This is a genomic window from Rothia mucilaginosa ATCC 25296 (assembly GCF_000175615.1).
GTDB lineage: Bacteria > Actinomycetota > Actinomycetes > Actinomycetales > Micrococcaceae > Rothia > Rothia mucilaginosa.
Window position 1 is genome coordinate 106186 of the sequence record NZ_ACVO01000009.1, and the last position, 22771, is coordinate 128956.

General features: G+C 57.0%; 23 protein-coding genes. 17 read left to right on the forward strand and 6 right to left on the reverse strand.

The annotated features are described in order from the left end of the window. Nucleotides 1-174: 174 nt before the first annotated feature. Nucleotides 175-1872, reverse strand: coding sequence for a chromosomal replication initiator protein DnaA (gene dnaA, locus ROTMU0001_RS02795; RefSeq protein ID WP_005508017.1), 1698 nt, complete (start codon nt 1870-1872; stop codon nt 175-177). A gap of 569 nt (nt 1873-2441) precedes the next feature. On the opposite strand from dnaA, the gene rpmH reads away from it, so the two are divergent. The 8 genes from rpmH to ROTMU0001_RS02835 all read left to right on the forward strand — a co-directional run bounded on the left by rpmH (nt 2442) and on the right by ROTMU0001_RS02835 (nt 8738). Further along, entirely contained in the window at nt 2442-2579 is a 138-nt protein-coding gene (rpmH, locus tag ROTMU0001_RS02800) for a 50S ribosomal protein L34 (RefSeq protein ID WP_005504094.1), read from the forward strand. A 126-nt stretch (nt 2580-2705) separates the two neighbouring features. Beyond that, on the forward strand, nt 2706-3071 hold the full coding sequence (gene rnpA / locus ROTMU0001_RS02805; protein WP_005508018.1) for a ribonuclease P protein component: 366 nt from the start codon (nt 2706-2708) through the stop codon (nt 3069-3071). Continuing rightward, nucleotides 3068-3541, forward strand: a complete 474-nt coding sequence (gene yidD / locus ROTMU0001_RS02810) for a membrane protein insertion efficiency factor YidD (protein ID WP_005508019.1) — start codon at nt 3068-3070, stop codon at nt 3539-3541. The genes rnpA and yidD overlap by 4 nt, the downstream gene beginning before the upstream one ends. Before the next feature lie 51 nt (nt 3542-3592). Beyond that, nucleotides 3593-4582: a membrane protein insertase YidC gene (gene yidC / locus ROTMU0001_RS02815; RefSeq protein ID WP_005504085.1), complete on the forward strand. Its 990-nt coding sequence runs from the start codon at nt 3593-3595 to the stop codon at nt 4580-4582. Between the two features lie 111 nt (nt 4583-4693). Continuing rightward, complete coding sequence (locus ROTMU0001_RS02820) at nt 4694-5260, forward strand: Jag family protein (protein ID WP_005508020.1); 567 nt, start codon at nt 4694-4696, stop codon at nt 5258-5260. Between the two features lies 1 nt (nt 5261). Next, nucleotides 5262-5903 carry a 16S rRNA (guanine(527)-N(7))-methyltransferase RsmG gene (rsmG, locus tag ROTMU0001_RS02825; protein ID WP_005504080.1) on the forward strand — a complete coding sequence of 214 codons (642 nt, stop codon included), beginning with the start codon at nt 5262-5264 and terminating at the stop codon, nt 5901-5903. A gap of 456 nt (nt 5904-6359) precedes the next feature. Continuing rightward, nucleotides 6360-7202, forward strand: a complete 843-nt coding sequence (locus ROTMU0001_RS02830; protein WP_005508021.1) for a ParA family protein — start codon at nt 6360-6362, stop codon at nt 7200-7202. A gap of 237 nt (nt 7203-7439) precedes the next feature. Then, the gene (locus ROTMU0001_RS02835; protein WP_005508022.1) at nt 7440-8738 is read left to right on the forward strand and encodes a ParB/RepB/Spo0J family partition protein; all 1299 of its coding nucleotides are present in this window, start codon (nt 7440-7442) and stop codon (nt 8736-8738) included. 112 nt (nt 8739-8850) lie between these two features. Here the strand turns inward: ROTMU0001_RS02835 and trxA are convergent, their stop codons facing one another. The 5 genes from trxA to ROTMU0001_RS02860 all read right to left on the reverse strand — a co-directional run bounded on the left by trxA (nt 8851) and on the right by ROTMU0001_RS02860 (nt 14133). Beyond that, nucleotides 8851-9177 carry a thioredoxin gene (trxA, locus tag ROTMU0001_RS02840; RefSeq protein ID WP_005504074.1) on the reverse strand — a complete coding sequence of 109 codons (327 nt, stop codon included), beginning with the start codon at nt 9175-9177 and terminating at the stop codon, nt 8851-8853. A gap of 53 nt (nt 9178-9230) precedes the next feature. Then, complete coding sequence (gene trxB, locus ROTMU0001_RS02845) at nt 9231-10265, reverse strand: thioredoxin-disulfide reductase (RefSeq protein ID WP_005508023.1); 1035 nt, start codon at nt 10263-10265, stop codon at nt 9231-9233. A gap of 246 nt (nt 10266-10511) precedes the next feature. Beyond that, complete coding sequence (locus ROTMU0001_RS02850; protein WP_005504066.1) at nt 10512-11702, reverse strand: hypothetical protein; 1191 nt, start codon at nt 11700-11702, stop codon at nt 10512-10514. Between the two features lie 196 nt (nt 11703-11898). Continuing rightward, entirely contained in the window at nt 11899-13563 is a 1665-nt protein-coding gene (murJ, locus tag ROTMU0001_RS02855) for a murein biosynthesis integral membrane protein MurJ (RefSeq protein ID WP_005508025.1), read from the reverse strand. 66 nt (nt 13564-13629) lie between these two features. Beyond that, nucleotides 13630-14133: an NUDIX hydrolase gene (locus ROTMU0001_RS02860; protein ID WP_005504058.1), complete on the reverse strand. Its 504-nt coding sequence runs from the start codon at nt 14131-14133 to the stop codon at nt 13630-13632. A 126-nt stretch (nt 14134-14259) separates the two neighbouring features. Between ROTMU0001_RS02860 and ROTMU0001_RS02865 the strand changes: the two genes are divergently transcribed. The 9 genes from ROTMU0001_RS02865 (at nt 14260) to dnaB (ending at nt 22486) form a co-directional block, all read left to right on the forward strand. Beyond that, a complete protein-coding gene (locus tag ROTMU0001_RS02865) occupies nt 14260-15684 on the forward strand; it encodes a CCA tRNA nucleotidyltransferase (protein ID WP_005508026.1) in 1425 nt (474 codons plus the stop codon). Between the two features lie 190 nt (nt 15685-15874). Beyond that, nucleotides 15875-16180, forward strand: coding sequence for a 30S ribosomal protein S6 (rpsF, locus tag ROTMU0001_RS02870; RefSeq protein WP_005504056.1), 306 nt, complete (start codon nt 15875-15877; stop codon nt 16178-16180). A gap of 94 nt (nt 16181-16274) precedes the next feature. After that, nucleotides 16275-16907: a single-stranded DNA-binding protein gene (locus ROTMU0001_RS02875; protein WP_005504055.1), complete on the forward strand. Its 633-nt coding sequence runs from the start codon at nt 16275-16277 to the stop codon at nt 16905-16907. An 83-nt stretch (nt 16908-16990) separates the two neighbouring features. Further along, nucleotides 16991-17227, forward strand: a complete 237-nt coding sequence (gene rpsR / locus ROTMU0001_RS02880; RefSeq protein ID WP_004005948.1) for a 30S ribosomal protein S18 — start codon at nt 16991-16993, stop codon at nt 17225-17227. A 20-nt stretch (nt 17228-17247) separates the two neighbouring features. Next, nucleotides 17248-17700 carry a 50S ribosomal protein L9 gene (gene rplI, locus ROTMU0001_RS02885; RefSeq protein ID WP_005504050.1) on the forward strand — a complete coding sequence of 151 codons (453 nt, stop codon included), beginning with the start codon at nt 17248-17250 and terminating at the stop codon, nt 17698-17700. A gap of 229 nt (nt 17701-17929) precedes the next feature. Continuing rightward, the gene (locus tag ROTMU0001_RS02890) at nt 17930-18235 is read left to right on the forward strand and encodes a hypothetical protein (protein ID WP_044142258.1); all 306 of its coding nucleotides are present in this window, start codon (nt 17930-17932) and stop codon (nt 18233-18235) included. A 644-nt stretch (nt 18236-18879) separates the two neighbouring features. After that, nucleotides 18880-19686, forward strand: a complete 807-nt coding sequence (locus ROTMU0001_RS02895) for a class I SAM-dependent methyltransferase (RefSeq protein WP_005508028.1) — start codon at nt 18880-18882, stop codon at nt 19684-19686. 310 nt (nt 19687-19996) lie between these two features. Next, the gene (locus ROTMU0001_RS02900) at nt 19997-21025 is read left to right on the forward strand and encodes a glycosyltransferase (protein WP_005508029.1); all 1029 of its coding nucleotides are present in this window, start codon (nt 19997-19999) and stop codon (nt 21023-21025) included. A 105-nt stretch (nt 21026-21130) separates the two neighbouring features. Next, entirely contained in the window at nt 21131-22486 is a 1356-nt protein-coding gene (dnaB, locus tag ROTMU0001_RS02905; protein ID WP_005508030.1) for a replicative DNA helicase, read from the forward strand. Nucleotides 22487-22771: the final 285 nt, after the last annotated feature.

Here is a 22771-nt window from a genome sequence, read left to right on the forward strand (position 1 = left end):
TGCACTTAACGTCCACACGAGCGCATGAGTTAAAGCACAGCTTATCCACACCCCGAAAATCCAGTTTTTCGAGTCGCTAAAACCCTTGAATACAGCACTAAATCCCCGCCCCGAAACCCATAAAACACCTAGTTGAGGCACAAAATAAGCTGCGGGGCAGGGATAAAAGTACGTCTAGCCAGCGGCGCGCTGCTCCTGGCGAATCAAATTCGTCAGCTCAGTAACCTGATTAAAAATCGTCTGACGCTCCGCCATCTGCGCGCTCACTTTACGCACCGCGTGCATCACCGTCGTATGGTCGCGGCCGCCCAAATCGTTACCAATACGCGGCAGGGACATCTCGGTCAGCTCACGCAGAAGATACATCGCCACCTGACGCGCATTCGTGAGCGTACGGGTGCGAGACTTCGACTGCATATCCTCAATAGACACATCAAAATACTTCGCCACCGTCGCCAAAACCAGCGCCGACGTAATCTCCGCACCACCGGTATCAGAGAGCAAATCCTTCAGATAGGTCTCCGCCTCAGCCAGAGTAATGGGCTCCGGCGGCTTCTTCATCGAGGCGGCAGCGCTCGCGCGAATCAGAGCGCCCTCCAACTCGCGAATATTGGCCGTGACATGGGAAGCAATGTACTCCATGACGTCATCGCGCACCGGCAAAATCTCGTTCTGAGCCTTCTTCCGCAGAATCGCGATACGAGTCTCCAGCTCCGGAGGCTGCACATCCACATTCAGACCCGAACCGAAACGCGAACGCATACGCTCAGCGAAACCGGTCAGCTGCTTCGGCGGCAAATCAGAGGTAATCACGATCTGCTTCTGGTGGTTGTACAGGGCGTTAAACGTATGGAAGAACTCCTCCATCGTCGCCTCTTTGCCCGCCAAAAACTGGATATCGTCAATCAGAAGAACATCAACATTGCGGTAAATCTGCTTGAACGACGAACCCTCATCGTCACGAATCGAGTTAATGAAATCGTTCGTGAACTCCTCAGAATTCACGTAGCGTACGCGCAGATTCGGGTACAGGTACTTGGTGTAGTGGCCGATCGCGTGTAGCAGGTGGGTCTTGCCCAAGCCCGAACCGCCGTAGATGAACAGCGGGTTGTAGACAATGCCGGGCTGCTCCGCCACAGCGAAAGCGCTCGCGTGCGCAAAGCGGTTGGACTGACCAATCACGAAGGTGTCGAAGGTGTAGTTCGGGTTCAGTCGGGCAGAGCTATCCCAAGTCGGCGCGTTTTCCGGGTCTTCATGCGGATGCACCTGCTGGGCCTCCGGTACCGTCGGGGCGTCCGGAACGAAAGTAGGTGCCGGGTATTCGCGAGGCGCCGGCGCGCCCGCAACAGGAGCCGCCGGCTGCTGTGCGGAGGGGAATCCGGCACGCTCCGCTTCCAAAGCCTGCAGGGAGGGGCGGGTGACCTGCTCATCAGCGGGCACCTCATAGTGGTCAGGGCCCGGATGCGGCTCGGTGTAGTACTCAAAAGCGCGCGAACCGGCGGGCGCCTCAGGATGTGCAGAAGCCGCCGGGACCGAAGGGGCGGGCTGGTGCTCGACAGGAACCTCGCGCTCACCATGGAAAACGTCCTGACTTGCAGGTTCAACCGGAATCATCGACTCATTCACATCGAAAAGCGCGGTGGTCGACGGGCCAAAAGCCTCGTGCAGAGCCGCACGGAACGAAGCGCTAATCTGCTCCTCAAAGACCGCACGGGTGAGCTTATTCGGCACCTCAATGATGAGGCGAGAAGAACCCATCAATCCCTGAGGCTGCGCAAGATTCACGAAACCGCGCTGACGTGCCGTCACCGCCGGATCGGCGGCAAGAATGGAGAGCAGATGCGCCCAGCGTGCCTGAAGGGAGTCGGTCATGGAATTCTTTACTTTCACTCGATGTGAAGCGGTGGTGCAGTAAAGAAATCATGCCGGAGGCCACCGCGAGGTCATTAAGATTCTACCCGCTTAATACACAGGGAGAGAAAGTTATCCACAAGAGTTTTCCACACGGTGGAAAACTTGTAATTACAGAAGTGGATAAGCGATGGATTTAAGTGCATAACAGGTCTTCTTCCCTGATATTTAGCGGAAAACTCCAAAAGCTCAAGGGTGTGGATAACTCGCTGATAGTAGGGGGTTTGGGTGGGATATACACCATGGTGGATATCCTGCTGCCGTAAATATCCCCAGGTTTGCGTCCCAAGAGTACATAGTGTCTCCACAGCCTGTGCACCCGCCACGATTACCACCTCCACACCACAAACGAGCCCGGAATCACGCGGAAAAAAGCGTCAAGAACTTGATTTACGCCCTCCACTCTTCTAGAGTTGTGCTGTTGTGTGTGCACCGCCTACTGCGAATAGTCGCGGTACCTCCGTGCACCAAGAAGCGTACGGTTCCGATACCCGTGAGGGCACGAACCGCAAAAATCAAGGAGACAAAGTATGAGCAAGCGTACTTTCCAGCCGAACAACCGCCGTCGCGCTAAGAAGCACGGCTTCCGTCTGCGTATGCGTACCCGTGCAGGCCGCGCGATTCTGTCGAGCCGCCGCGGTAAGGGTCGCGCAAAGCTCTCGGCCTAATTACGGCATATAGTTCGCCCGCCGATGCACACGCATCGGCGGGCGAACTATCATTAAGCGTGAAATACACGCGGAGGTCAGCTCACCACATGAGCCGAATCTCCCACACTACGTAAAGGGGAACACGTGCTGCCTCAACGGCACCGTATGCGCACCAGCGCAGAATTCTCCCACGCCTTCCGTTCCGGCATCCGTACAGGACGTCGGAACATCGTTGTATCTACGGCGAAAAATCCTGGAAAAACAACCCAGGTAGGTTTCATTGTGTCGAAGGCGGTGGGCAACGCAGTCACACGCAACCTGGTCAAGCGCCGGTTGCGTGAACTTGCCGCGCTCACCTGCGCCGCGCATCCGGAAGGCTACGCCATTGCTGTGCGAGCGCTTCCCGCCTCCGCGAGCGCCAGCTGGGATCAGTTGCGCCGCGACTACGAATCGGCACTCGAGGCTGCGTTCGCTAAGCTCGACCTGTCTCAGAGCAAGGAGAAGCCGTGAGTCGTTCCCAGCGTGACCGCTGTGAAGAACGCTTCCACGCGCATCACAGCGGCACCTATAGCGCATCTGCCGAGACTCTGGGCCCCGACGAGCTGCTGGCACTAGCACCTAACGAATTCGTAAGGCCTGAAACTTTCTTGCAGGCTCTCTACGTTCTACCGCAGAACCTGCTGATCGCGTGCATGAAGGCCTACCGCAAGGTCGTGTCCCCCCTCTACGGGAATGTGTGCCGCTACTACCCGACCTGCTCAGCCTACGCTCTGGAGGCGCTGACCACCCACGGTGCGATGGGCGGGCTTTCCCTGACGGTGCGCCGTATTCTGCGGTGTGTTCCCTGGGCAACCGGAGGTATCGACCCAGTCCCGGAGGGGAAGCGCACTTTCGCTCCCGGAGCAGAACCGAAAATTATTCTGCTCAACCACCCCCATCTTTACACCCCTCACACCGGTGGTGACGCCCGCCCTGAGTAGGCGGCGCCTCCCACACAATGACTTAGCCGAGTCCTTAAGGAGTATTCCCGCGTGAATATTTTTGATTTGATTCTTTGGCCGTTTAAATGGATCGTCTCCGTGGTCCTGTGGCTGTTCCACACTCTTTTCACTTCGCTGGGTATGGACCCGGCGTCCGGCCTGACTTGGGTTCTGTGCATTATCTTCCTGACCCTGGTGATGCGTACCCTGACCATTCCGCTGTTCGTCAAGCAGATTAAGGCTATGCGCGGTATGACCGCGATGCAGGGCGATATGGCGAAGCTGCAGGAGAAGTACAAGGGCAAGAAGGACCAGCTCTCCCGCCAGGCGATGGCTCAGGAGCAGATGGAAATGTACCGTAAGCACGGTACGAACCCCTTCGCGTCCTGCCTGCCGATTCTGGCTCAGATGCCGATTTTCTTCGGTCTGTACCAGGTGCTGATGGGTGTTCCCACCGCGGCGCAGAGCAACGAGAGCGTGCTCATGCTGCCGGCTGATCTGGTGCACCAGTTCAACGACTCGCAGATTTTTGGTGCTCAGCTGTTCGCGACCATGCTGCACCCGGGCGCTGGTGACACCACCGCGACCGTTGTTCAGGCGGTCATCATGATTGTTCTGATGAGTGCGACCCAGTTCTACATTCAGAAGCAGCTGAGTGTGAAGAACATGTCGGAGGCGGCTCTGAACTCTCCGATGTTCCGTCAGCAGCAGATGATCATGTACATCTTCCCGATCATCTTCGCTGTTTCCGGTATTAACTTCCCGCTGGGTGTTATGTACTACTGGACCGTGTCGAACCTGTGGTCGCTGGGTCAGCAGTGGTGGGTTATCCGCAATAACCCGACCCCCGGTTCTCAGGCGGAGCGTGAGCTGAACGCTCGCCGTGCTGCGAAGGGCCTGCCCCCGATTGGTAAGACCCGTGAGCAGCACGAGAAGGATCTGCAGGAGGCTCGTGAGCGTGCCGCTGCGGGTCAGCGTCAGCAGCCGGTCGGTAAGAAGCGCCAGAAGCAGCAACGCAATAAGCAGAACGGAAAGAAGTAGTTTTCTTCCGTGAGTCGGGCCGGGTTCTCGCCACGTGTGGCGCGGGCCCGGCGCCGTGTATGAGATACTTTTTACCCCTAGGACACCCCTCCGAACACCCTGAGGATTATTGTGACTGAAGCTATGGAATATGAGGACGAGCAGCTCGTTGAGGAGCAGCTGGTAGAGGAGCCCATTGAGGGCGAAGAAGACGATTTTGAGGACATCGAGGAAGAAGGCGATATCGCCGCTGATTACCTCGAGGAGCTTCTCGATATTGTCGATATGGACGGCGATATCGATATTGAGGTGCGCAATAACCGCATCTATCTTTCGGTCTTCAATGACGACGATGACAATGAGGAACTGCGCCACCTGGTTGGCCGCCACGGTGAGGTGCTGGAGGCTCTGCAGGAGCTGGTGCGTCTCTCCGTCCTGGCTGGTAATGGTACCCGTTCCCGCCTGATTCTGGATGTTGCCGGCTACCGTGCAGAGCGTCGTGAGCAGCTGGAGAAGATTGCCGCTGATGCGATTGAGAAGGTGCGTGCTACCGGTCGTGATGAGCACCTGAAGCCGCTGAGCCCGTACGAGCGCAAGGTTGTGCACGATGTGGTGGCTGCCGCTGGTCTGTACAGCGAGTCGGAGGGCGAGGGTCCTCGCCGTCACGTGGTGATTTCTCTTCCCGAGGTAGGAGCCTAGTATGGAGACTTCGATGGTTACTCTCAGTGAGAGTGAGCGCGCCGCCGCGGAGGCTGTGTTCGGTGAGCGTCTGCCCCTGGCGGAGCGCTACGTGCAGCATCTGGCAACGACCGGTATTGAGCGCGGTCTGATTGGTCCGCGTGAGGTGCCGCGCCTGTGGGCTCGCCACGTGCTGAACTGTGCTGTGGTGCAGGAGTATATTGCTCCGAATGCTTCGGTGGCTGATGTTGGCTCTGGTGCTGGCCTGCCCGGTCTGTGCCTGGCGATTGCCCGCCCGGATTTGAAGCTGACCCTGATTGAGCCTCTGGAGCGCCGCGTGATTTGGCTGAATGAGGTTGTTGAGGATTTGGGTCTGGAGAACGTGACCGTGCTGCGCTCGCGTGCTGAGCAGGCTGTGGGTGCTGTTGAAGCTGATGTGGTGACTGCGCGCGCTGTGTCCGCTCTGGTGGGCCTGCTGGACATTACTCTGCCGATTCTGCGCGGCACCGGTGAGCTGCTGGCTCTGAAGGGTCGTAGCGCCGCGGAGGAGATTACTAAGGCGAAGAAGAAGCTGAACCGCTACGGTGCGCGTGAGACCGAGATTCTCACCGCCGGTGGCGACCTGCTGGAAGAGCCGACGACGGTGGTTCGAGTTCGCCTCTAAAGGTTTCGTCTCAAATGGGCGGTACCGCAACGAGCTAGTAAATAGGCTGGCTTACGCGGTACCGCCCATTTTTTTGTACGCTGGCTTGCCGGGTGTGCGTGGCAATTGTATCTGTAGAGTACATAGAATGACCTCTCGCGTGGAGTATTGACCTGATGCCGGGTACCCTTAAGGAAGGATTGAAACCTTAGACTCCTCTGCATCAAAGCCTGATGGTGCAGTAGGGCACTGAGCCCTTCAGAGACCAGACAGGCATCACCAATGTTTCACGTGAAACATTGCAGACTTCATCACCTCGCGGAGTATGTTTCACGTGAAACATGCTGAGATGAGTGAATGGTGGGGGAGCGGAGGTTGAATCCTCCTCGTGCACGAATACCGCAGAATATTGCCACGTGCGAGGCATCAGACGAAGCATCACCGTAGACACACCACCCGGAATATGGAAGGCACCCGATGACTCCTCAAGCTCAGAAATCTGTTGCAGATTTGCTCCCCAAGCCTGTGCATACGCGTGTCTTCACCGTGTCGAACCAGAAGGGTGGCGTGGGTAAAACCAGCACCGCCGTGAACCTCGCAGCCGCGCTCGCGGAGGCTGGACTGAACGTCCTGGTGATCGATAACGACCCGCAGGGTAACGCCTCGACCGCACTGGGCATTGAGCACGGCGTGGATGTTCCCAGCGTCTACAACGTTCTGATTGAGGATAAGCCACTTTCTGAAATTGTTCAGGAATGCCCCGACATGTCCGGCCTGTTCTGTGCCCCCGCCAATATCGACCTTGCGGGCGCGGAGATTGAACTGGTCTCCCTGGTTGCGCGCGAGACTCGCCTCAAGAATGCCCTGATGGATTACACCGAATGGCGCGAGAAGCAGGGTATGGAGCGCCTGGACTATGTCTTCATCGACTGCCCGCCGAGCCTCGGCCTGCTGACCGTCAATGCCTTCGTTGCGGCAGAAGAGATTCTGATTCCGATCCAGTGCGAGTATTACGCTCTGGAAGGTCTGAGCCAGCTGCTGAAGAATATTCAGATGATTCAGAAGCATCTGAACTCCAAGCTGCGCATCAGTACAATCCTGCTGACCATGTACGATGCTCGTACCAACCTGGCATTCCAGGTGGCAGAGGAGGTGCGCGAGCACTTCCCGGAGGAGACTCTAGGGGTCAAGATTCCTCGCTCGGTTCGTATCTCTGAAGCTCCCAGCTATCAGCAGACCGTCATCACCTACGATTCTTCGTCGACTGGCGCGCGCGCCTACCGCGAGGCGGCACAGGAACTCTCGCGCCGATCCGCATAATCTAAATCTTTTGAAATGAGCCCTTTTGGATTGTCTATTGATGATTCCAAAAGGGCTTATTGTGTGCGGAATTTTCTGGGTGAAACACGAGAAAACAGCCTTAGAGAATTAATTATTGGGAATAATTTTGATTATGCACCGTGCATTTTTTACTCCTGCTTTCGAGTGCTTATTTCGTTTACACTAGATGAAGAAGAAAAAATGAGTGGGCTCGTCCGGGAGTCCTAAGGAGTAACGATGGCTGAAAAGCGACGCGGCTTGGGTCGTGGCCTGGGGGCACTGATCCCTCAGAGTACGAAGAATTCTGGTAATGCTGAGGCGAAGGCATCCGAAAAGACTACTGCAGTAAAGACTGCACCCAAGAAGGTGTCCACTCCGATTGAAGAGCCGATGACTGACGGCCTCTTCGAAATGGCTCACGAGGCTAAGCCGGAGAAACAGCGTAAGAGTGCTAAGGCTGAGTCTGTAGAGGCTAAGCCTGCTGAAGCTGCACCCGCTCAGGAAAAGCCTGCTGAAGCTGAGAAGGCAGAGGAGAAGGTCGAAGCTCCCGCCTCCTCGCAGGATGTTTCACGTGAAACATCGAAGAAGAAGTCTCGCGTGGATATGGGTGCGGCACTGCGCAACACCACCCTGACTCGCCGCCCGGTGGATTTCTTCTTTGGTGAAGATGTCTCCACCCCGCAGTCCGCTTCTGAGGAGCAGAGCGGTCTGGTTCCGGTTCCCGGTGCCCAGTTTGCCGAGCTGAACGTTCACGATATCCACCCGAACCGCAAGCAGCCCCGAACCGACTTTGATGAGCAGGACATGGAAGAGCTCATCCACTCGGTACGTGAGATTGGTGTTCTGCAGCCGATTGTTGTGCGTCCCTCTCGCGAAAGCGGCGCCGAAAAGTACGAACTGGTCATGGGTGAGCGCCGCTGGCGTGCAACCCAGGCGGCTGGACTGACCACCATCCCGGCGATTGTTCGTGAGACTGAAGACGGCGACCTGCTCCGTGACGCCCTGCTGGAGAATCTGCACCGCAGCCAGCTGAACCCCATTGAAGAGGCAGCGGCATACCAACAGCTCATGGAGGAGTTCGACACTACTCAGGAGCAGTTGGCTAAGCGTATTGGTCGTTCTCGCCCCCAGATTTCGAACACGATTCGTCTGCTGAAGCTGCCGGCTCTGGTGCAGCGTCGCGTTGCGGCGGGTATTCTCTCCGCGGGTCACGCGCGTGCCCTGCTGGCTCTGACGGATCAGGCTCAGATTGAGACTCTTGCACAGAAGATTGTGAATGAGGGGCTGTCGGTTCGCGCAACTGAGGAGCTGGTGAACCATGCATCCGGCGCTGCGGAGGTGAAGGAGCGCAAGGCTCCTCAGCCTCAGAAGCACCGTGAGCGCCTGGACTATATTGCGGAGGCTTTTGCTGACAAGCTCGATACTTCGGTGAAGATTTCGCTGGGTGCTCGCAAGGGTAAGATGACCATCGAATTTGCGAATGTTGAGGATCTGAACCGCATCATCCGCGTTTTGGATTCTGATTTCTCGGGCTAAATTTTCGCGTAAAACAATATTTAGCAACTGAAATCAGTTGTATATACAAAAAACCCTCGGTGATGTTTCACGTGAAACATCACCGAGGGTTTTTCTTTAGCTTCTCGAAAGATTAGCCCAGGTGCTCGGAGAACTCAGCCAGCAGAGCGGGCTTCGTCTTAGCGCCTACGGTCTTCTTGACGACCTCGCCACCCTTGAAAAGGTAGATGGCGGGAATAGAGGTAATGCCGTACTTCATAGCGGTATCGCCATTCGCCTCAACATCCACCTTGACCACGTCGACCTGACCGGCGTACTCGCCAGCGATCTCATCAATCACGGGGCCAACCATGCGGCAGGGGCCGCACCATTCAGCCCAGAAGTCCACGATAACGGGCTTGTCGTTCTTCAGAACCAGTTCGTCAAAAGTGGCATCAGTTGCCTGCTGTGCACTGCTCATGGAGTGCTCCTTTCTGACACGGGGTGGATTCCCCTGCGAGTAATACGAATAGTTTAGAGGTTTTCGAGGTAGTGCTGCGCGTCCAGAGCGGCAACAGCACCGGAACCGGCAGCAATAATTGCCTGGCGGTAGGTCGGGTCAATCACGTCACCGGCAGCGAAAACGCCGGGAACGGAAGTCTTCGAGGAACGACCCTGAACCGCGATGGTGTGGTGCTCGGTAATCTCCAGCTGGTCACGTACCAGTTCCACGCGAGGATCGGAGCCAATAGCGATGAACAGACCCTGAACAGCCAGCTGGCGCTCAGAACCGTCCTTGGTGTTGGTCAGGGTGATCGACTCGAGGTTGCTCTCGCCGTGAACGGCGGTGACAGCCGAGTCCCAGACAACCTCAATCTTCGGGTTGTTGAACACGCGGGTCTGCATGATTTCCGAAGCGCGGAAAGAATCGCGGCGGTGCACCAGGTACACCTTGGATGCGAAGGTCGTCAGGAACAGCGCTTCCTCCAGCGCGGAGTCGCCGCCGCCGACTACTGCGATTTCCTTGTCCTTGAAGAAGAAGCCATCGCAGGTTGCGCACCAGGAGACGCCGTAACCGGAGAGTCGGTCTTCGCCCTCGATGTTGAGCTTACGGACCTGAGAACCGGTGGTCATGATGACGGTCTTTGCCAGGTGAACGGCGCCGTCAGCGGTGTAGACCTTCTTCACGTCGCCGGTGAGTTCGACCTTCTCTACGTCCTGGTAGCGGATGTCTGCACCGAAACGCTCAGCCTGCTGACCGATGTTCTCCATCAGCTCGGGGCCCTGGATGCCCTGAATGAATCCGGGGAAGTTCTCCACCTCGGTGGTGTTCATGAGGGAGCCGCCGGGTGCCAGGGAGCTGGCGAAGAGGACGGGCTTCAGCTCGGCGCGTGCCGCGTAGATTGCTGCGGTGTAGCCGGCAGGGCCGGAGCCCACAATAATGACGTTGTGGACGGTTGCGTCGGCCTCAACCTCGGCTGCCGGTGCGGCTTTGGTGGCGGGTGCGGATGCGAGGTTCAGATTGCCTAGGGCGGAGCCTCCGAAGAGGCCTCCCAGATTCTCAGTCATCAGATATATCTTTCCGTTGTAGGTCTTTCGTTCTGCCCCTATAACAGGGCTTTATCCTCGATTATTCCATTTTTTGGGGACCCTTATCCAGATACTCCGCGCACTGTGAATCTTTGAGTAGAGGCCCTGCCATAAAGAGTCATAAATAGACATCAAAAAGGGCGGGGCTTCCGAACTGTTGAGTTCAGAAGCCCCGCCCTTGTGTCTGGGGTGTGAGCGCCCTGTCGGCGTCACGTTATGGGTTGATTAGTCCACCTTGATTTCGTTGATGCGCAGACCGTAACTCCAATTTCCAATCGGCAGGGAGAGGCGGGGCAGCTCGTTGACCACGATGATTACGTAGGCGCCCTTTTCTGCGCTCTGCTTGGAGGTGTCCAGGGTGACGACTGCGTCCTTGCCTTCGAAGGTGCCCTTGCCGACCTCAACCGCACCGTTCAGGGATGCGGAGCTGTTGGTGTAGACGGTGAAGGAGCCACCGGTGCCGGTGTTCTGCTGGATGGTCAGCTTGGAGACGACGGTGGGGGTCTGCAACTTCAGAGCCAGGCCGAATTCCTTGATGGTGCCGGCGTAGTTGGCGGTGCCGAAGCCGTAGCTAATCCATGCGGTGTTGGCGTTACCGTCGGTCAGGTTCGGGATGAGGGTGTCCATGTCGCTCATGAACGTGGTGTCCGAGGGTGCGAAGCGGGCCACGGACGCAATCTTAGCCGGTGCGTTCGACGCCTTAGCGGTCGGGGATGCCGATGCGCTGGCGCTTGCCGCAGCCGATTCGGAAGCCGAGATAGAGGACTTGGGAGTGTGGGGGCCGGCTGCCTGGTTGGAGCCGATTGCGCCGAGGGAGGTGAGGATACCGCCTGCGACGATGACGAGCAGCAGGACTGCTGCCAGGGCGACGGCCCAGGTGCCGCGGCTGCCGTCTTCTTCGTCTTCGTCATCTTCGTAGATGCTGGTGGGTTCGGAGTACGCGGTGACGGCGGTGCCGTCGGATGCGTTCCAGTTCTTGGCGGCGGTGATGCTCTCCTGGTTGGCGGTGGAGGTGGAGACCTTCTCGTAGGTGTTGGGGGAGCTGCCGCTTTCGGAGTCGCCAAAGATTTCGGTGCCCAGCGCGTCTTCTGCGTTGGAGAGTGCGTGGTTTTCGACCAGCAGGGTGTCCAGCAGGGTGTCGGGGCGGGTGTGGGAGGTGACGAGGTAGCGGCTACCTTCGGGGGTGATGCCCAGGTCGAGAATCTGGATGTTGCCGCGTGCGTTGGTTGCGAGCGCGCGGGAGTTTGCTTCCAGCAGTGCGCTGCGGCTGGGCGATGCGACGACGACCGAGACCTTACGGTTGAGAATCTGGTCGGTGCCTTCAAGCACCATGTCGGATTCTGCCGTAATGATGATGTGTGCGGTGATCTCGTAGCGGCCTCCGAGGACCGATCCGACCGGAATCTGTTGCGACAACGTGTTCTCCCGAGGTGGTTTCATAGTGCCTGCCGTGTGGCGGGCCCTGACTATTAGATTCTACCCGGCATTGAAGGATGCTGGGGTTGAGTGATAGTTTGTGGCGTCCGGGTGGTTGCCTGTGCCTTCTGCGGGCCCCGGCGTGGGGTGCGGTGGGTGCACGGGCAGCTACCCGGGTTGGGCGTTGTGTGCTGCTTTAGCGGCGGGCAAAACGCTCAAGTTTGGAGGTGAGGGGTGCCAGTAGTGCGTTGGCTTCCTTGACGCGGAAGATCTGTATACCGGCGAGGTATGCCAGTCCCATGACGGTGCCGCATACGGCGAGGGTGATGATTGCGGTGAGCTTGGATGCCCAGGCGAATCCGTCGAGCTGGTAGCCGCCGAGCAGCCAGAGCGCGATGGCTGCGATTCCGCCGGCGAAGAGGGACGCGAGGGTGGTGCGGGCGTAGGTGCTGACGATGCCGCGCTGGCCGTAGTAGCCGAGGCGGCGGCGGACCATGTGGTGGCTGATGAACAGGATCAGGATATTGTGCACCGGGTAGATGAAGGCGAGCATGTACACGGTGTACTGTGCGTCGAGCAGGGACGCTGCGAAGCTCATGATGACCATGATGATGGCGGAGTACACCTGGATGCGGAAGGGGGTGCGTGCGTCTTCGCGGGCGTAGAGCACGCGGCTGTAGAGGTAGTTGATGGTGAGGGTGGGGGTGCCGAGCGCGGTGATGACGATGAGCTTGGCGATGATGGTTGCTGCGATGGGGTCGCCGCCGCTGAAGAGTACGGCGACGGGGCCTGCGAGTACCATGAGCGCGACCATGCAGAAGACGGTGGCTACGGCTGCGTTGCGCAGGCCGTGGGAGAGCGCGTAGATGACGCTGTCGCTGTCGTCGGCGATGGCGGAGGCGCTCATGCGGTTGAAGAGCACGGTGGCGATGGAGATGCCGATGACGCCGTGCGGGAGCATGTACAGCATGGAGGCGTAGTTGAGCGCCTGCAGGCCGGGGATCTGGATGCCGAGGGCGGCGTAGTGTTCGCGCTGACCGACGATGCCTGCGGCGACCTTGGTCATGTAGAGGAATGCGAGGTTGGAGATGATGCCGGAGGCGAGGGTCCAGGCGGCGAGCTTGGAGGCTGCGCGCAGGCCGATGCCTCGCCACGCGAAGTCGGGCTTGAGGCGCAGGCCGAGCTTGCGTAGGGGGATGAACAGGACGAGTGCCTGCATGATGACGCCGAAGGTGGAGGAGCCTGCGAGCACGAGGGTCTGTGCGTTGGTCCAGTTGTCTACGGTGTGAATCGGGTTGGGGTTGGGGGTTTGTGCGCCGAAGAGGAAGATGAATAGGATCAGCGACAGGATGGTGATGACGTTGTTGAGTACGGGCGACCACATGTAGGCGCCGAATGCGTCTTTGGCGTTGAGGACCTGTCCGATGACGGTGTAGAGGCCGTAGAAGAAGATTTGGGGTAGGCACCAGAGGGAGAAGATGAAGCCGAGCTGTCGTTGTTCGGGGCTCCATCCTGAGCCCATGATGCTGATGATGGGCCAGGCGCAGGCGACGGTGATGAGGGTGATGAGGCCGATTGCGGTGACGGTGAGGGTGACGAGTTTGGAGATGTATCGTGCGCCGCCGTCTTGTGCTTTGGCTGCCTTGATGATTTGCGGTACGAGGACTGCGTTGAACACGCCGCCTGCTACGAGGACGTAGATGAGGTTGGGTAGGGTGTTGGCGGTTTCGAAGACGTCGCCGACGGTTGAGAGTGAGCCGATGGCTACGGTGAGCAGGATGGTCTTGACGAATCCGAGGATGCGCGAGACGAGGGTGCCTGCTGCCATGATTGCGCTTGAGCGGGCGTCGTTACGTGCCACGTATGTCTCTCCTGTGTCGGCGGGTGATTGCTTCTTTTTAGTTTTTGGGGCTCTTATAGCGGGTGTTTAGAGCTGGGTGGTGATGTATTCGCGCGCGCTACGGGCAATGTGTTGCTCGTTGGCGAATGAGAGGCGGGTGGGGAGCTCTTCGAGGGGGACCCATGCGACGTCGATTGCTTCGTGGTCGGGGTCGTTGTCGATGCTCAGTTCGCCGCCGGTTGCTGCGAAGAGGTAGTGGTGCACGGTTTTGTGGATGCGCGTGCCGTTGGAGGTGAACCAGTAGGCGATAGTGCCGAGGGAGGCTACGGGGTAGCCGGTGATTCCGGTTTCTTCGCTGATTTCGCGTTGTGCGGCTTCGACGGTGGTTTCGCCGTGTTCGATGTGGCCTTTGGGTAGGCACCATTCACGTTGTCCGTTGCGGTTGATGCGGGCGATGATGGCTACGGGTAGCTGTTCGGGTCGGTCAAAGTCGATGATGAGCCCGCCTGCGGAGACTTCTTCGGGGGCGGGTACCGCTCGCGCGGGCGCGGTGAAGCGCGTTTTGGGGGCGCGGGGTACGGGAATGCTCATGGTTCTACCTTAACCGATAGGCTGAGGTTTTGGTGCCTCGGTTTGGGGTGAGATAGCTGTCTTTGGTGGGGTGTTGTGGGTGTGGGGTGGGCGCGTGGGTGGTTTTTCTGGCACGATTAAAGGATTATGTCGCTGATTATTGATGTTGTGTCGAAGTACCCGGATGCCGCCGAGCTGGGAGAACTGTACCGTGCGGCGGGTTTTGAGCTGTACTTGGTGGGCGGTATTGTCCGCGACAATCTGCTGGATGATGGCGGCCATTTCACTGATTTTGATTTGACGACGGATGCTACTCCGGAGCAGAGCGAGCAGATTTTGCGTGCGTGGGGTGAACACACGTGGGATATCGGTAAGGAGTACGGCACGATTAGTGCGCGTAAGAACGGCGTGGTGTATGAGGTGACCACGTACCGTGCTGAGGTGTATGTTTCGGATTCGCGTAAGCCGACGGTTGAATTCGGCACGGATTTGAGCGCCGATTTGGTGCGTCGTGATTTCACGATTAATGCGATGGCGGCGGCTTTGCCCAGTGGTGAGGTTGTTGACTTGTTTGGTGGCGTTGAGGATTTGCGTGCGGGTGTTTTGCGTACTCCGCGCTCGCCGGAGGAGTCTTTTTCTGAGGATCCGCTGCGTATGATGCGCGCGGCTCGTTTTGCTGCGCGTTTTAATCTTGAGGTTGCCCCGGAGGTTTTCGAAGCGATGCGTGAGATGGCTGGTCGTATTGAGATTATTTCGGCTGAGCGTGTGCGTGATGAGCTGATGAAGCTGATTGAGGCGGATTATCCGCGGGTGGGTTTGAACCTGCTGGTGGATACGGGTCTGGCGGATTATGTGTTGCCGGAGCTTCCTGCGTTGCGTATGGAGATGGATCCGGCGCATCACCATAAGGATGTGTATGCGCATTCGTTGAAGGTGATGGAGCAGGCGATGGAGAAGGAGACGGACGAGGACGGTCCGTGCCCGGCTCCTGATTTTATTCTGCGTTTTGCGGCGTTGATGCACGATATTGGTAAGCCGAAGACTCGTAAGTTTGAGAAGGACGGCTCTGTCTCCTTCCTGCACCATGAGGTGGTGGGCGCGAAGATGGTGAAGAAGCGTATGCGTGCGCTGCGTTTTGATAATGACACGATTAAGGCTGTGGCTCGTCTGGTGGAGCTGCATATGCGGTTCTATGGTTACCGTGAGTCGGGTTGGACTGATTCTGCGGTGCGCCGTTATGTGCGTGATGCGGGCGATCAGTTGGAGCGTCTGCATCGTGTGTCGCGTTCTGATGTGACGACTCGTAATCGTCGCTTGTCGCGCTCGCTGGCTGAGGCGTATGACGATTTGGAGCGTCGTATTGCTGAGTTGGCTGCTCAGGAGGAGCTGGATTCGATCCGTCCGGATCTGGATGGCGGTCAGATTATGCAGATTCTTGGTATTACGCCGGGCCCGGTGGTGGGTGAGGCCTATAAGTTCTTGTTGAATCTGCGTCTGGATGAGGGTTCGCTTCCTGAGGAGGAGGCGAAGGCTCGTCTTCTGCAGTGGTGGGAGCAGCGTCGGGAGGTGTAGCTTCTGCGATTTTCGGTACCGCATCGCATGGTTGAGGTCACGCGGTGCGGTACTGTTCTATCTGCTTTTTCTCGTGTATTGTTAAGAAATCTATGCGTGTTCCCCGCCCGGTGTGTTTCACGTGTAGGGCACAATGAATCTCCTGCTATGGAAATCCCATAGCCGTTTAGCCCAAAGGAGGGGTTTAATCATGCGTGCATATGAACTGATGGTTATCCTCAGCCCCGAGGTTGAGGACCGTGCGGTTGAGCCGTCGCTGTCCAAGTTCCTCGAGATCGTGACCAACGAGGGTGGTTCCGTCGACAACGTCGACATCTGGGGCCGTCGTCGCCTGGCATACGAGATCCAGAAGAAGTCTGAGGGTATCTACGCAGTGGTGAACTTCACCTCTACCCCCGAGACCGCAGCTGAGCTCGATCGTGTTCTGAACCTGAACGAGTCCGTCATGCGTACCAAGATCATCCGCCCGGAGGATCAGAAGATCTCCAGCAAGTAGTTGGTCTTTCCGGTCGGCTGACCCCCTAAAAATGTCAGGGGGTTGCGCTGTACTGGATTCAACATACTTGTAACTCTTATCGAGGAGGCATCAAATGGCAGGCGATACCGTTATTACCGTTATTGGTAATCTGACTGGCGATCCGGAGCTTCGTTACACCCCTGCGGGTGCGGCGGTTGCTAATTTCACGATCGCATCGACTCCGCGTACTTTTAACCGCCAGACGAACCAGTGGGAGGATGGGGAGACCCTGTTCCTGCGTGCGTCGGTGTGGCGTGGTTACGCTGAGAATGTTGCAGAGACTCTGAAGAAGGGTACTCAGGTTATCGCGCAGGGCCGTCTGAAGTCTCGCTCGTACGAGACCAAGGAAGGCGAGCGTCGTACTTCGTTTGAGCTTGAGGTCGAGGAGATCGGCCCGACTCTGCGTTTTGCTACTGCTCAGGTGACTCGCGCACAGCGTTCTGCCGGAGGTAATAACTTCGGTGGCGGTGCGCAGGGTGGCTTCGGCGGTGGCGCTGGGTACAACGCTGCTGCTCAGGGCGGTTTCTCCGCTCCTCAGCAGAACAATTTTGCTGCTGCTCAGGGTAATGGTTACTCTGGCCAGTCTGGCTACTCCGCTCCGGCTGCTCCGGCGGCCCCCGCAGCTCCTGCTGCTGATCCGTGGAGTTCTCAGTCTGGTGGTAACTATGACTGGGGTAGCGGCGCCGACGACGAACCTCCGTTCTAAGCCGGTTTCGTTTTCCGAATAGTAATTTATCAATCCATCCCGCGGTTATCCGCCGCGGGCTCCCAACTCTAAGGAGCACCACGATGGCTAAGGCTGAAATCCGTAAGCCCAAACCCAAGCAGAACCCCCTCAAGGCTGCTGACGTCACCGTTATCGACTACAAGGACGTCGCACTTCTGCGCAAGTTCATCTCCGACCGCGGCAAGATCCGCGCTCGCCGCGTGACTGGCGTGACCGTTCAGGAGCAGCGCAAGATCGCTCAGGCTATTAAGAACGCCCGCGAAGTTGCACTGCTGCCCTACTCCGGCGCTGGCCGCTAAAGAGAAGGAGAGACAGTAACATGGCTAAGATCATTCTGACTCAGGAAGTTTCCGGCCTCGGTGCAGCTGGCGATGTTGTCACCGTTAAGGACGGTTACGCACGTAACTACCTGCTGCCCCGCGGCTTCGCCGTGACCTGGACCCAGGGTGGCGAGAAGCAGGTTGAGTCCATCCGCGCCGCTCGTGCGGCTCGTGCTAAGGCTTCTCTGGAAGAGGCTCAGGCAATTGCTGCGTCCCTGGCTGCTAAGCCGGTTGTCGTTGCACACAAGGCTGGCGCTGACGGCCGCCTGTTCGGTACCGTCAAGGCTGAGGCTATTGCTGAGGCTATTGAGGCTGCTGGCATTGGCTCCGTTGACAAGCGCACCATCCACCTGGGTTCCGCTATCAAGCGCACCGGTGAGTACAAGGTGACTGTCCGCCTGCACGCTGACGTTGTTGCTAACGTTGTCCTGGACGTCGTTGCTGCTGCGTAAGTAGATTTTTAGATATTTGACGCTGGTGCTTTGATGCTACGGCGTTGAGTGTCGGACGGGGTGTCCCTCTTCGTGAGGGGCACCCCGTTTGTTGTATTCGCTCCTGTACATGTTTCACGTGAAACATTGTTTTTGAGAGGTTGAGAATAGGGGTAGGGCAGTAGAAGGATTGGTGGTTAGAGCGGTTGCGACTGCGAAGTACGCCAATTGACCCCGTAGACTGGTAGACATGGCTCGATCTTTTTCACGTTTGTCTTCTAGCGCTCAGCTTCTGTCCACGGGTGTGGTGTTGGAGTGCGTCAATTTGCTGCTGTGCGCTCTAGCGGTTATCCCATTTGCGGACGCTAATGTCGCTACTGCTCTTCTGCTTCTTTTGCTGGTGGTTGGCGGCCTTGCATCCAGTGTTGCGCTGGTGTGCGCGCTGGTGGGTCTGGTGAAGTTCCGTCAGTACCGCGTGGCTAATATTTGCTTGGCGGTTATTTCTGTAGTGGCTAACCCGTTGGTGCTGCTGGGTCTGTATATGGCGGCTTATTAGCCCGGTTTAGAGTCCGCAAACTGCACAATATCAAAGCTCTCAGGGTTCTGTTGGTTTTCTCCCAGCTTGTTTCCAGCGAAATTCAATCCTCCCATAAGGTTGGAGGTGTTTACTATAAGTGTTGGTTCGAGAGGACTGCGATGTGAATGTGTGTGTTTCGTGTAGCGGGGTCGCCCGCTAGCGAAAGAAGGATGGCAAGGCAAAAGCGCCTTGCCTTTCTTCTTTTAACGCGACGTGTAGTTTCCGCGTGAAATCCGGGGTGCTGCACCCCGATTTTGAAGAAAAATCTATTCCCAGCTTTCTTACAGCTTTAACCTACAGGGAATAAAGGTTTACGCGTAATACTTTATATAGATGGTTCGAGAGGGCCATCAGAAAGTTGGACTTTCCTTGCGGAAGTGGCTCTGATTTTCGTATGTATGTGTGTGTGATGAGACTGGGGTTGGACCGAGAGGTTCAGCTCCAGTTTCTGTTTAATCTCTAGGGTGTGCCGTAAGGGTGGCTGTAGTGGTGTTGCGGCATTCTGTAATAAAGGGCAACCATACTTCTATATAACGTCATATTTCCTTTCTTGGGGTGGCGGGTCTAGAATTGGGAAAGATAAATTTTGCATATTAAATACAAGTATTGAGGAGTTGTCTTCCGTGTCTAAGACCCCTTCCGTTCCCGGTACCGACCGCCCCGCCGACAAGGCGGCGGGTCACTGGCTGCTGGCTCAGCTGGGCAAGAAGGTTCTGCGCCCCGGCGGCCGTGAGACCACCAACTGGCTGCTGGCTCGTGCTCTGGGCGGCGACATTGATGTCGTGGAGTTTGCGCCGGGCCTGGGTATTACCGCCCTGGAGATTGTGAAGCGTTCCCCCAAGAGCTACACCGGTGTGGATCTTGATCCCAAGGCTGCTGAAATCGTGACCGAGCGTATTGGCGCATCGACTAAGCCGAACTACCGTGTGGTGAACGCTAGCGCTCAGGAGACCGGTCTGCCTTCGGAAAGTTACGATGCCGTGGTGGGCGAGGCGATGCTGACCATGCAGACCGATAAGCACAAGCTGGAGATTATGCGTGAGGCGGCTCGTCTGCTGCGTCCGGGCGGTTACTACGCTATTCACGAGATGTCGCTGGTTCCCGATTACCTGCGCCCCGAGCTGAAGGAAGAGATTCAGAAGGACCTGGCGCGCACGATCCGTGTGAATGCCCGCCCGCTGACTGTTGCCGAGTGGACTGCCCTGGCGGAAGAGGCTGGCTTTGAGGTGCTGGATGTGTACCAGACCGATATGGCTCTGCTGGAGCCGAAGCGTCTGCTGGCTGATGAGGGTCCCGCTGGCGTTGCGAAGATTGCGTTCAACCTGGCGCGTAAGCCGCAGATTCGTGAGCGTGTGCTGGGTATGCGTGGTGTGTTCCGCCGTCACGCTGACCATATTGGCGCTATCGGTCTGATTCTGCGTAAGAAGTAGGAGAATCTTATACAGCGAAACGGAGCCCCAGTATTCCCCCGTATAACGAGGAATACTGGGGCTCCGTTTTACACTGGTGAGGTTATGAGTCGCAGATTCGGCTCAGTCACGTGTGCGCCTACCGGAGTTTGTTATGAGCCGTATTCTTTTCTCTCCCGAAAGCTTCAATATGGGTGAAACCACGCGATGTATTGAGATAGCGTGTGTGGCTCGGGAGCGAGGTCATACGGTCTTGTTCCATGTGTATTCCCCTAAGTACTTGGGACTGCTGGAAAATGCGGGGCTTCCTGTGCATCTTCGCGAGCCAATTATGAGCGATGCTGAGGCGGAGCAGATTATGGCGCTGGATCAAGGTAGGGGAGTGCGGCATCCTTTCACGACCGATATAGTGCGTCGGCGGGTCAACGCTGAGCTTGAGGCTATTCGTGACTTTAGCGCGGATGCTGTGGTGATTGGTTCTAATCTGACGATGCTGCTGTCTGCGCGTATTGCGGGTGTCCCTATTTTCTATGCGCGCCCGTACGCTTACTCGTCGACGTATTTTTCGAAGAAGCCTGTAGATGGCGAGCTTGCGGCACCGGGGTGGTTGCGTGCGGTGGCGCGGGTGTTGTCGTATAAGCCGGCTTCTTTTACTCGTGTGGCACGTGAGCATGGGCTGAGGCTTCCTCGCCGTACTGTGGATATGCTCAGCGCCGATGTAAATCTTATCTGTTCTCTGTTTACGCAGCTGCGCGGGGATTCTTTGGTGGATCCTGATGTTGGTGTGGGTCCTATTTATTACCGTGCGCCCGGTGAGTTGCCGCAGATTGTTCGCGAGCCCAGAGAACGACCCCTGATTTACGTGGGAATGGGCTCATCTGGCTCTGCAGATATTTTGGTGCAGGTGCTGCAGCAACTGTCAGCCGCTCCGGTGGATGTGCTGGTCGGCGGCGGGGTGCAGCTCTTGGAGACCCACCTGCTGGGCAGCAATATCCATTTCGCCGGGACTGTTCCCGGGACTATTCCAGCGCATCTGCTCGCCGGTCATATTGACGCCTCGATGACCCACGGCGGTGAGGGGACGGTACAGACGGCGTGCCTGGCGGGTGTGCCGTTTGCCGGTATTGCGATGCAGGCTGAGCAAAGCTGGAATATTGAGGAGTGCGTGCGCTACGGTAACGCCCTGCGCTTTACGAAGAATGATGTGCGCCGCGGCAATGTGCGCGATATTCTGGACCATCTGCTCAGCGATGAGGGCATGCGCGCTAGGGCGCGGCAGCTGGGTGAGGCAATGCGCACTATGGATGGTGCGGCGCTCGCCGTTGAGAAGATTGAGGATTATCTGTGCGCTCCCCGTTAAGCGTGTATGGGTTTCGCGTGTGCCTTCGTGAGAAACTAGCATTGGAGTTCTGCAGAAATTGTTTCTGGAACGTCGTAGATATCGGATTGAAACGCGAGGATAAGCATGTCTGAAACTGCCATTGATTATGGTTCCCGCACTATGCCTCATGATGATGTGGCTGAGCAGTCGGTGCTCGGTGGCATGCTGCTGTCGAAGGACGCTATTGCGGATGTGGTTGAGAGCCTGCGTGCATCTGATTTCTATAAGCCGGCGCACGAGACGATTTATGAGGCGATTCTTTCTCTTTACGGTCACGGTAGCCCTGCGGATGCGATTACGGTTGCTGATGAGTTGAAGAAGCGCGGCGAGCTGACTCGTGTGGGCGGCGCGGCCTATATTCATACGCTGATTGCGTCGGTTCCGACTGCTGCTAACGCTCAGTATTACGCTGAGATTGTTAAGGAGCACGCGATTATGCGCCGCCTGATTGAGGCGGGTACGAAGATCGCTCAGCTGGGTTACGCCAATGAGACTGAGGTCGATACTTTGGTGGATCAGGCGCAGGCTGAGATCTATGCGGTGACTGATGGTAACGCGAAGGAAGATTATGTGTCTTTCTCTGATGCGTTGGAGGAGACCATCAATGAGATTGATGCGAACTCGAACCGTCCCGATGGCGTGTACGGTGTGCCGACTGACTTTATTGAGTTTGATGAGCTGACCGGTGGTCTGCACGGTGGCCAGATGATTGTTATTGCGGCTCGTCCGGGTGTGGGTAAGTCGACTTTGGCTCTTGATATTGCTCGTTCTGCGTCTATTCATCATCAGATGACGACTGTGTTTTTCTCGCTGGAGATGAGTCGTACTGAGTTGGCGATGCGTATTCTCTCTGCGGAGGGCAAGATTTCGATGGGTCGTCTGAAGAAGGGTGACCTGGATACTGAGGGCTGGACGAACCTGGCGACTTTGCAGGGTCGTATTGATTCTGCGCCTCTCTTTATTGATGATTCGCCGAATATGACTCTGATGGAGATTCGCGCGAAGTGCCGTCGCCTCAAGCAGCGTAATGATTTGAAGCTTGTGGTGCTGGACTACCTGCAGCTGATGAGTTCGGGTAAGAAGGTTGAGTCGCGTCAGCAGGAGGTTTCGGAGTTTTCTCGTAGCCTGAAGCTGTTGGCTAAGGAGCTGGATGTTCCGGTGATTGCGCTGTCTCAGTTGAACCGTGGTTCGGAGCAGCGTACTGATAAGCGTCCGATGGTTTCGGATCTGCGTGAGTCGGGTTCTATTGAGCAGGATGCGGATATGGTGATTCTGCTGCATCGTGAGGATATGTATAACCCGGATAGTGAACGCGTGGGTGAGGCGGACATGATTATCGCTAAGCACCGTGGTGGTCCGACTCGTACTATCCCGTTGGCATTTAGCGGTAAGTACTCGCGCTTCAACAATATGGCGAATGAGGCGCCTCCCCAGTACTAACCCCGTACTCAACTAACTCAGTACTAAGCTTCAGCACTCTGTAGCTGTCCCCTCTTCTTCTGTTCCTTGCCGAACGGAAGGGGAGGGGCTTTCTGTATCTATAGGTATGGGCGCCCGGGCGCATGGTTAGGAATCGTGCAGGGTTAGGAATCAAGCGCAGGGCATGGGAATAGGGGCTGCGGAGGGGGCTCTAGAGGGCATTCTGTGAGGGTTTGAGTGGTTTCTTCTGCGTTTATAAGGTTTTTTGGAAGTTTTTTAAAGATTTTTTAGCACCCATAAAACGCA

What these genes read in the sequence shown, in the direction of transcription:
- rpmH (WP_005504094.1), top strand. Translation starts at nt 2,442, where the DNA reads ATGAGCAAGCGTACTTTCCAGCCGAACAACCGCCGTCGCGCTAAGAAG.
- ROTMU0001_RS02900 (WP_005508029.1), top strand. Translation starts at nt 19,997, where the DNA reads ATGAGCGATGCTGAGGCGGAGCAGATTATGGCGCTGGATCAAGGTAGG.
- ROTMU0001_RS02835 (WP_005508022.1), top strand. Translation starts at nt 7,440, where the DNA reads ATGGCTGAAAAGCGACGCGGCTTGGGTCGTGGCCTGGGGGCACTGATC.
- dnaA (WP_005508017.1), bottom strand. Translation starts at nt 1,872, where the DNA reads ATGACCGACTCCCTTCAGGCACGCTGGGCGCATCTGCTCTCCATTCTT.
- trxA (WP_005504074.1), bottom strand. Translation starts at nt 9,177, where the DNA reads ATGAGCAGTGCACAGCAGGCAACTGATGCCACTTTTGACGAACTGGTT.
- ROTMU0001_RS02865 (WP_005508026.1), top strand. Translation starts at nt 14,260, where the DNA reads ATGTCGCTGATTATTGATGTTGTGTCGAAGTACCCGGATGCCGCCGAG.
- trxB (WP_005508023.1), bottom strand. Translation starts at nt 10,265, where the DNA reads ATGACTGAGAATCTGGGAGGCCTCTTCGGAGGCTCCGCCCTAGGCAAT.
- ROTMU0001_RS02890 (WP_044142258.1), top strand. Translation starts at nt 17,930, where the DNA reads ATGGCTCGATCTTTTTCACGTTTGTCTTCTAGCGCTCAGCTTCTGTCC.
- dnaB (WP_005508030.1), top strand. Translation starts at nt 21,131, where the DNA reads ATGTCTGAAACTGCCATTGATTATGGTTCCCGCACTATGCCTCATGAT.
- rplI (WP_005504050.1), top strand. Translation starts at nt 17,248, where the DNA reads ATGGCTAAGATCATTCTGACTCAGGAAGTTTCCGGCCTCGGTGCAGCT.
- ROTMU0001_RS02875 (WP_005504055.1), top strand. Translation starts at nt 16,275, where the DNA reads ATGGCAGGCGATACCGTTATTACCGTTATTGGTAATCTGACTGGCGAT.
- rsmG (WP_005504080.1), top strand. Translation starts at nt 5,262, where the DNA reads ATGGAGACTTCGATGGTTACTCTCAGTGAGAGTGAGCGCGCCGCCGCG.
- rpsR (WP_004005948.1), top strand. Translation starts at nt 16,991, where the DNA reads ATGGCTAAGGCTGAAATCCGTAAGCCCAAACCCAAGCAGAACCCCCTC.
- rpsF (WP_005504056.1), top strand. Translation starts at nt 15,875, where the DNA reads ATGCGTGCATATGAACTGATGGTTATCCTCAGCCCCGAGGTTGAGGAC.
- ROTMU0001_RS02830 (WP_005508021.1), top strand. Translation starts at nt 6,360, where the DNA reads ATGACTCCTCAAGCTCAGAAATCTGTTGCAGATTTGCTCCCCAAGCCT.
- ROTMU0001_RS02860 (WP_005504058.1), bottom strand. Translation starts at nt 14,133, where the DNA reads ATGAGCATTCCCGTACCCCGCGCCCCCAAAACGCGCTTCACCGCGCCC.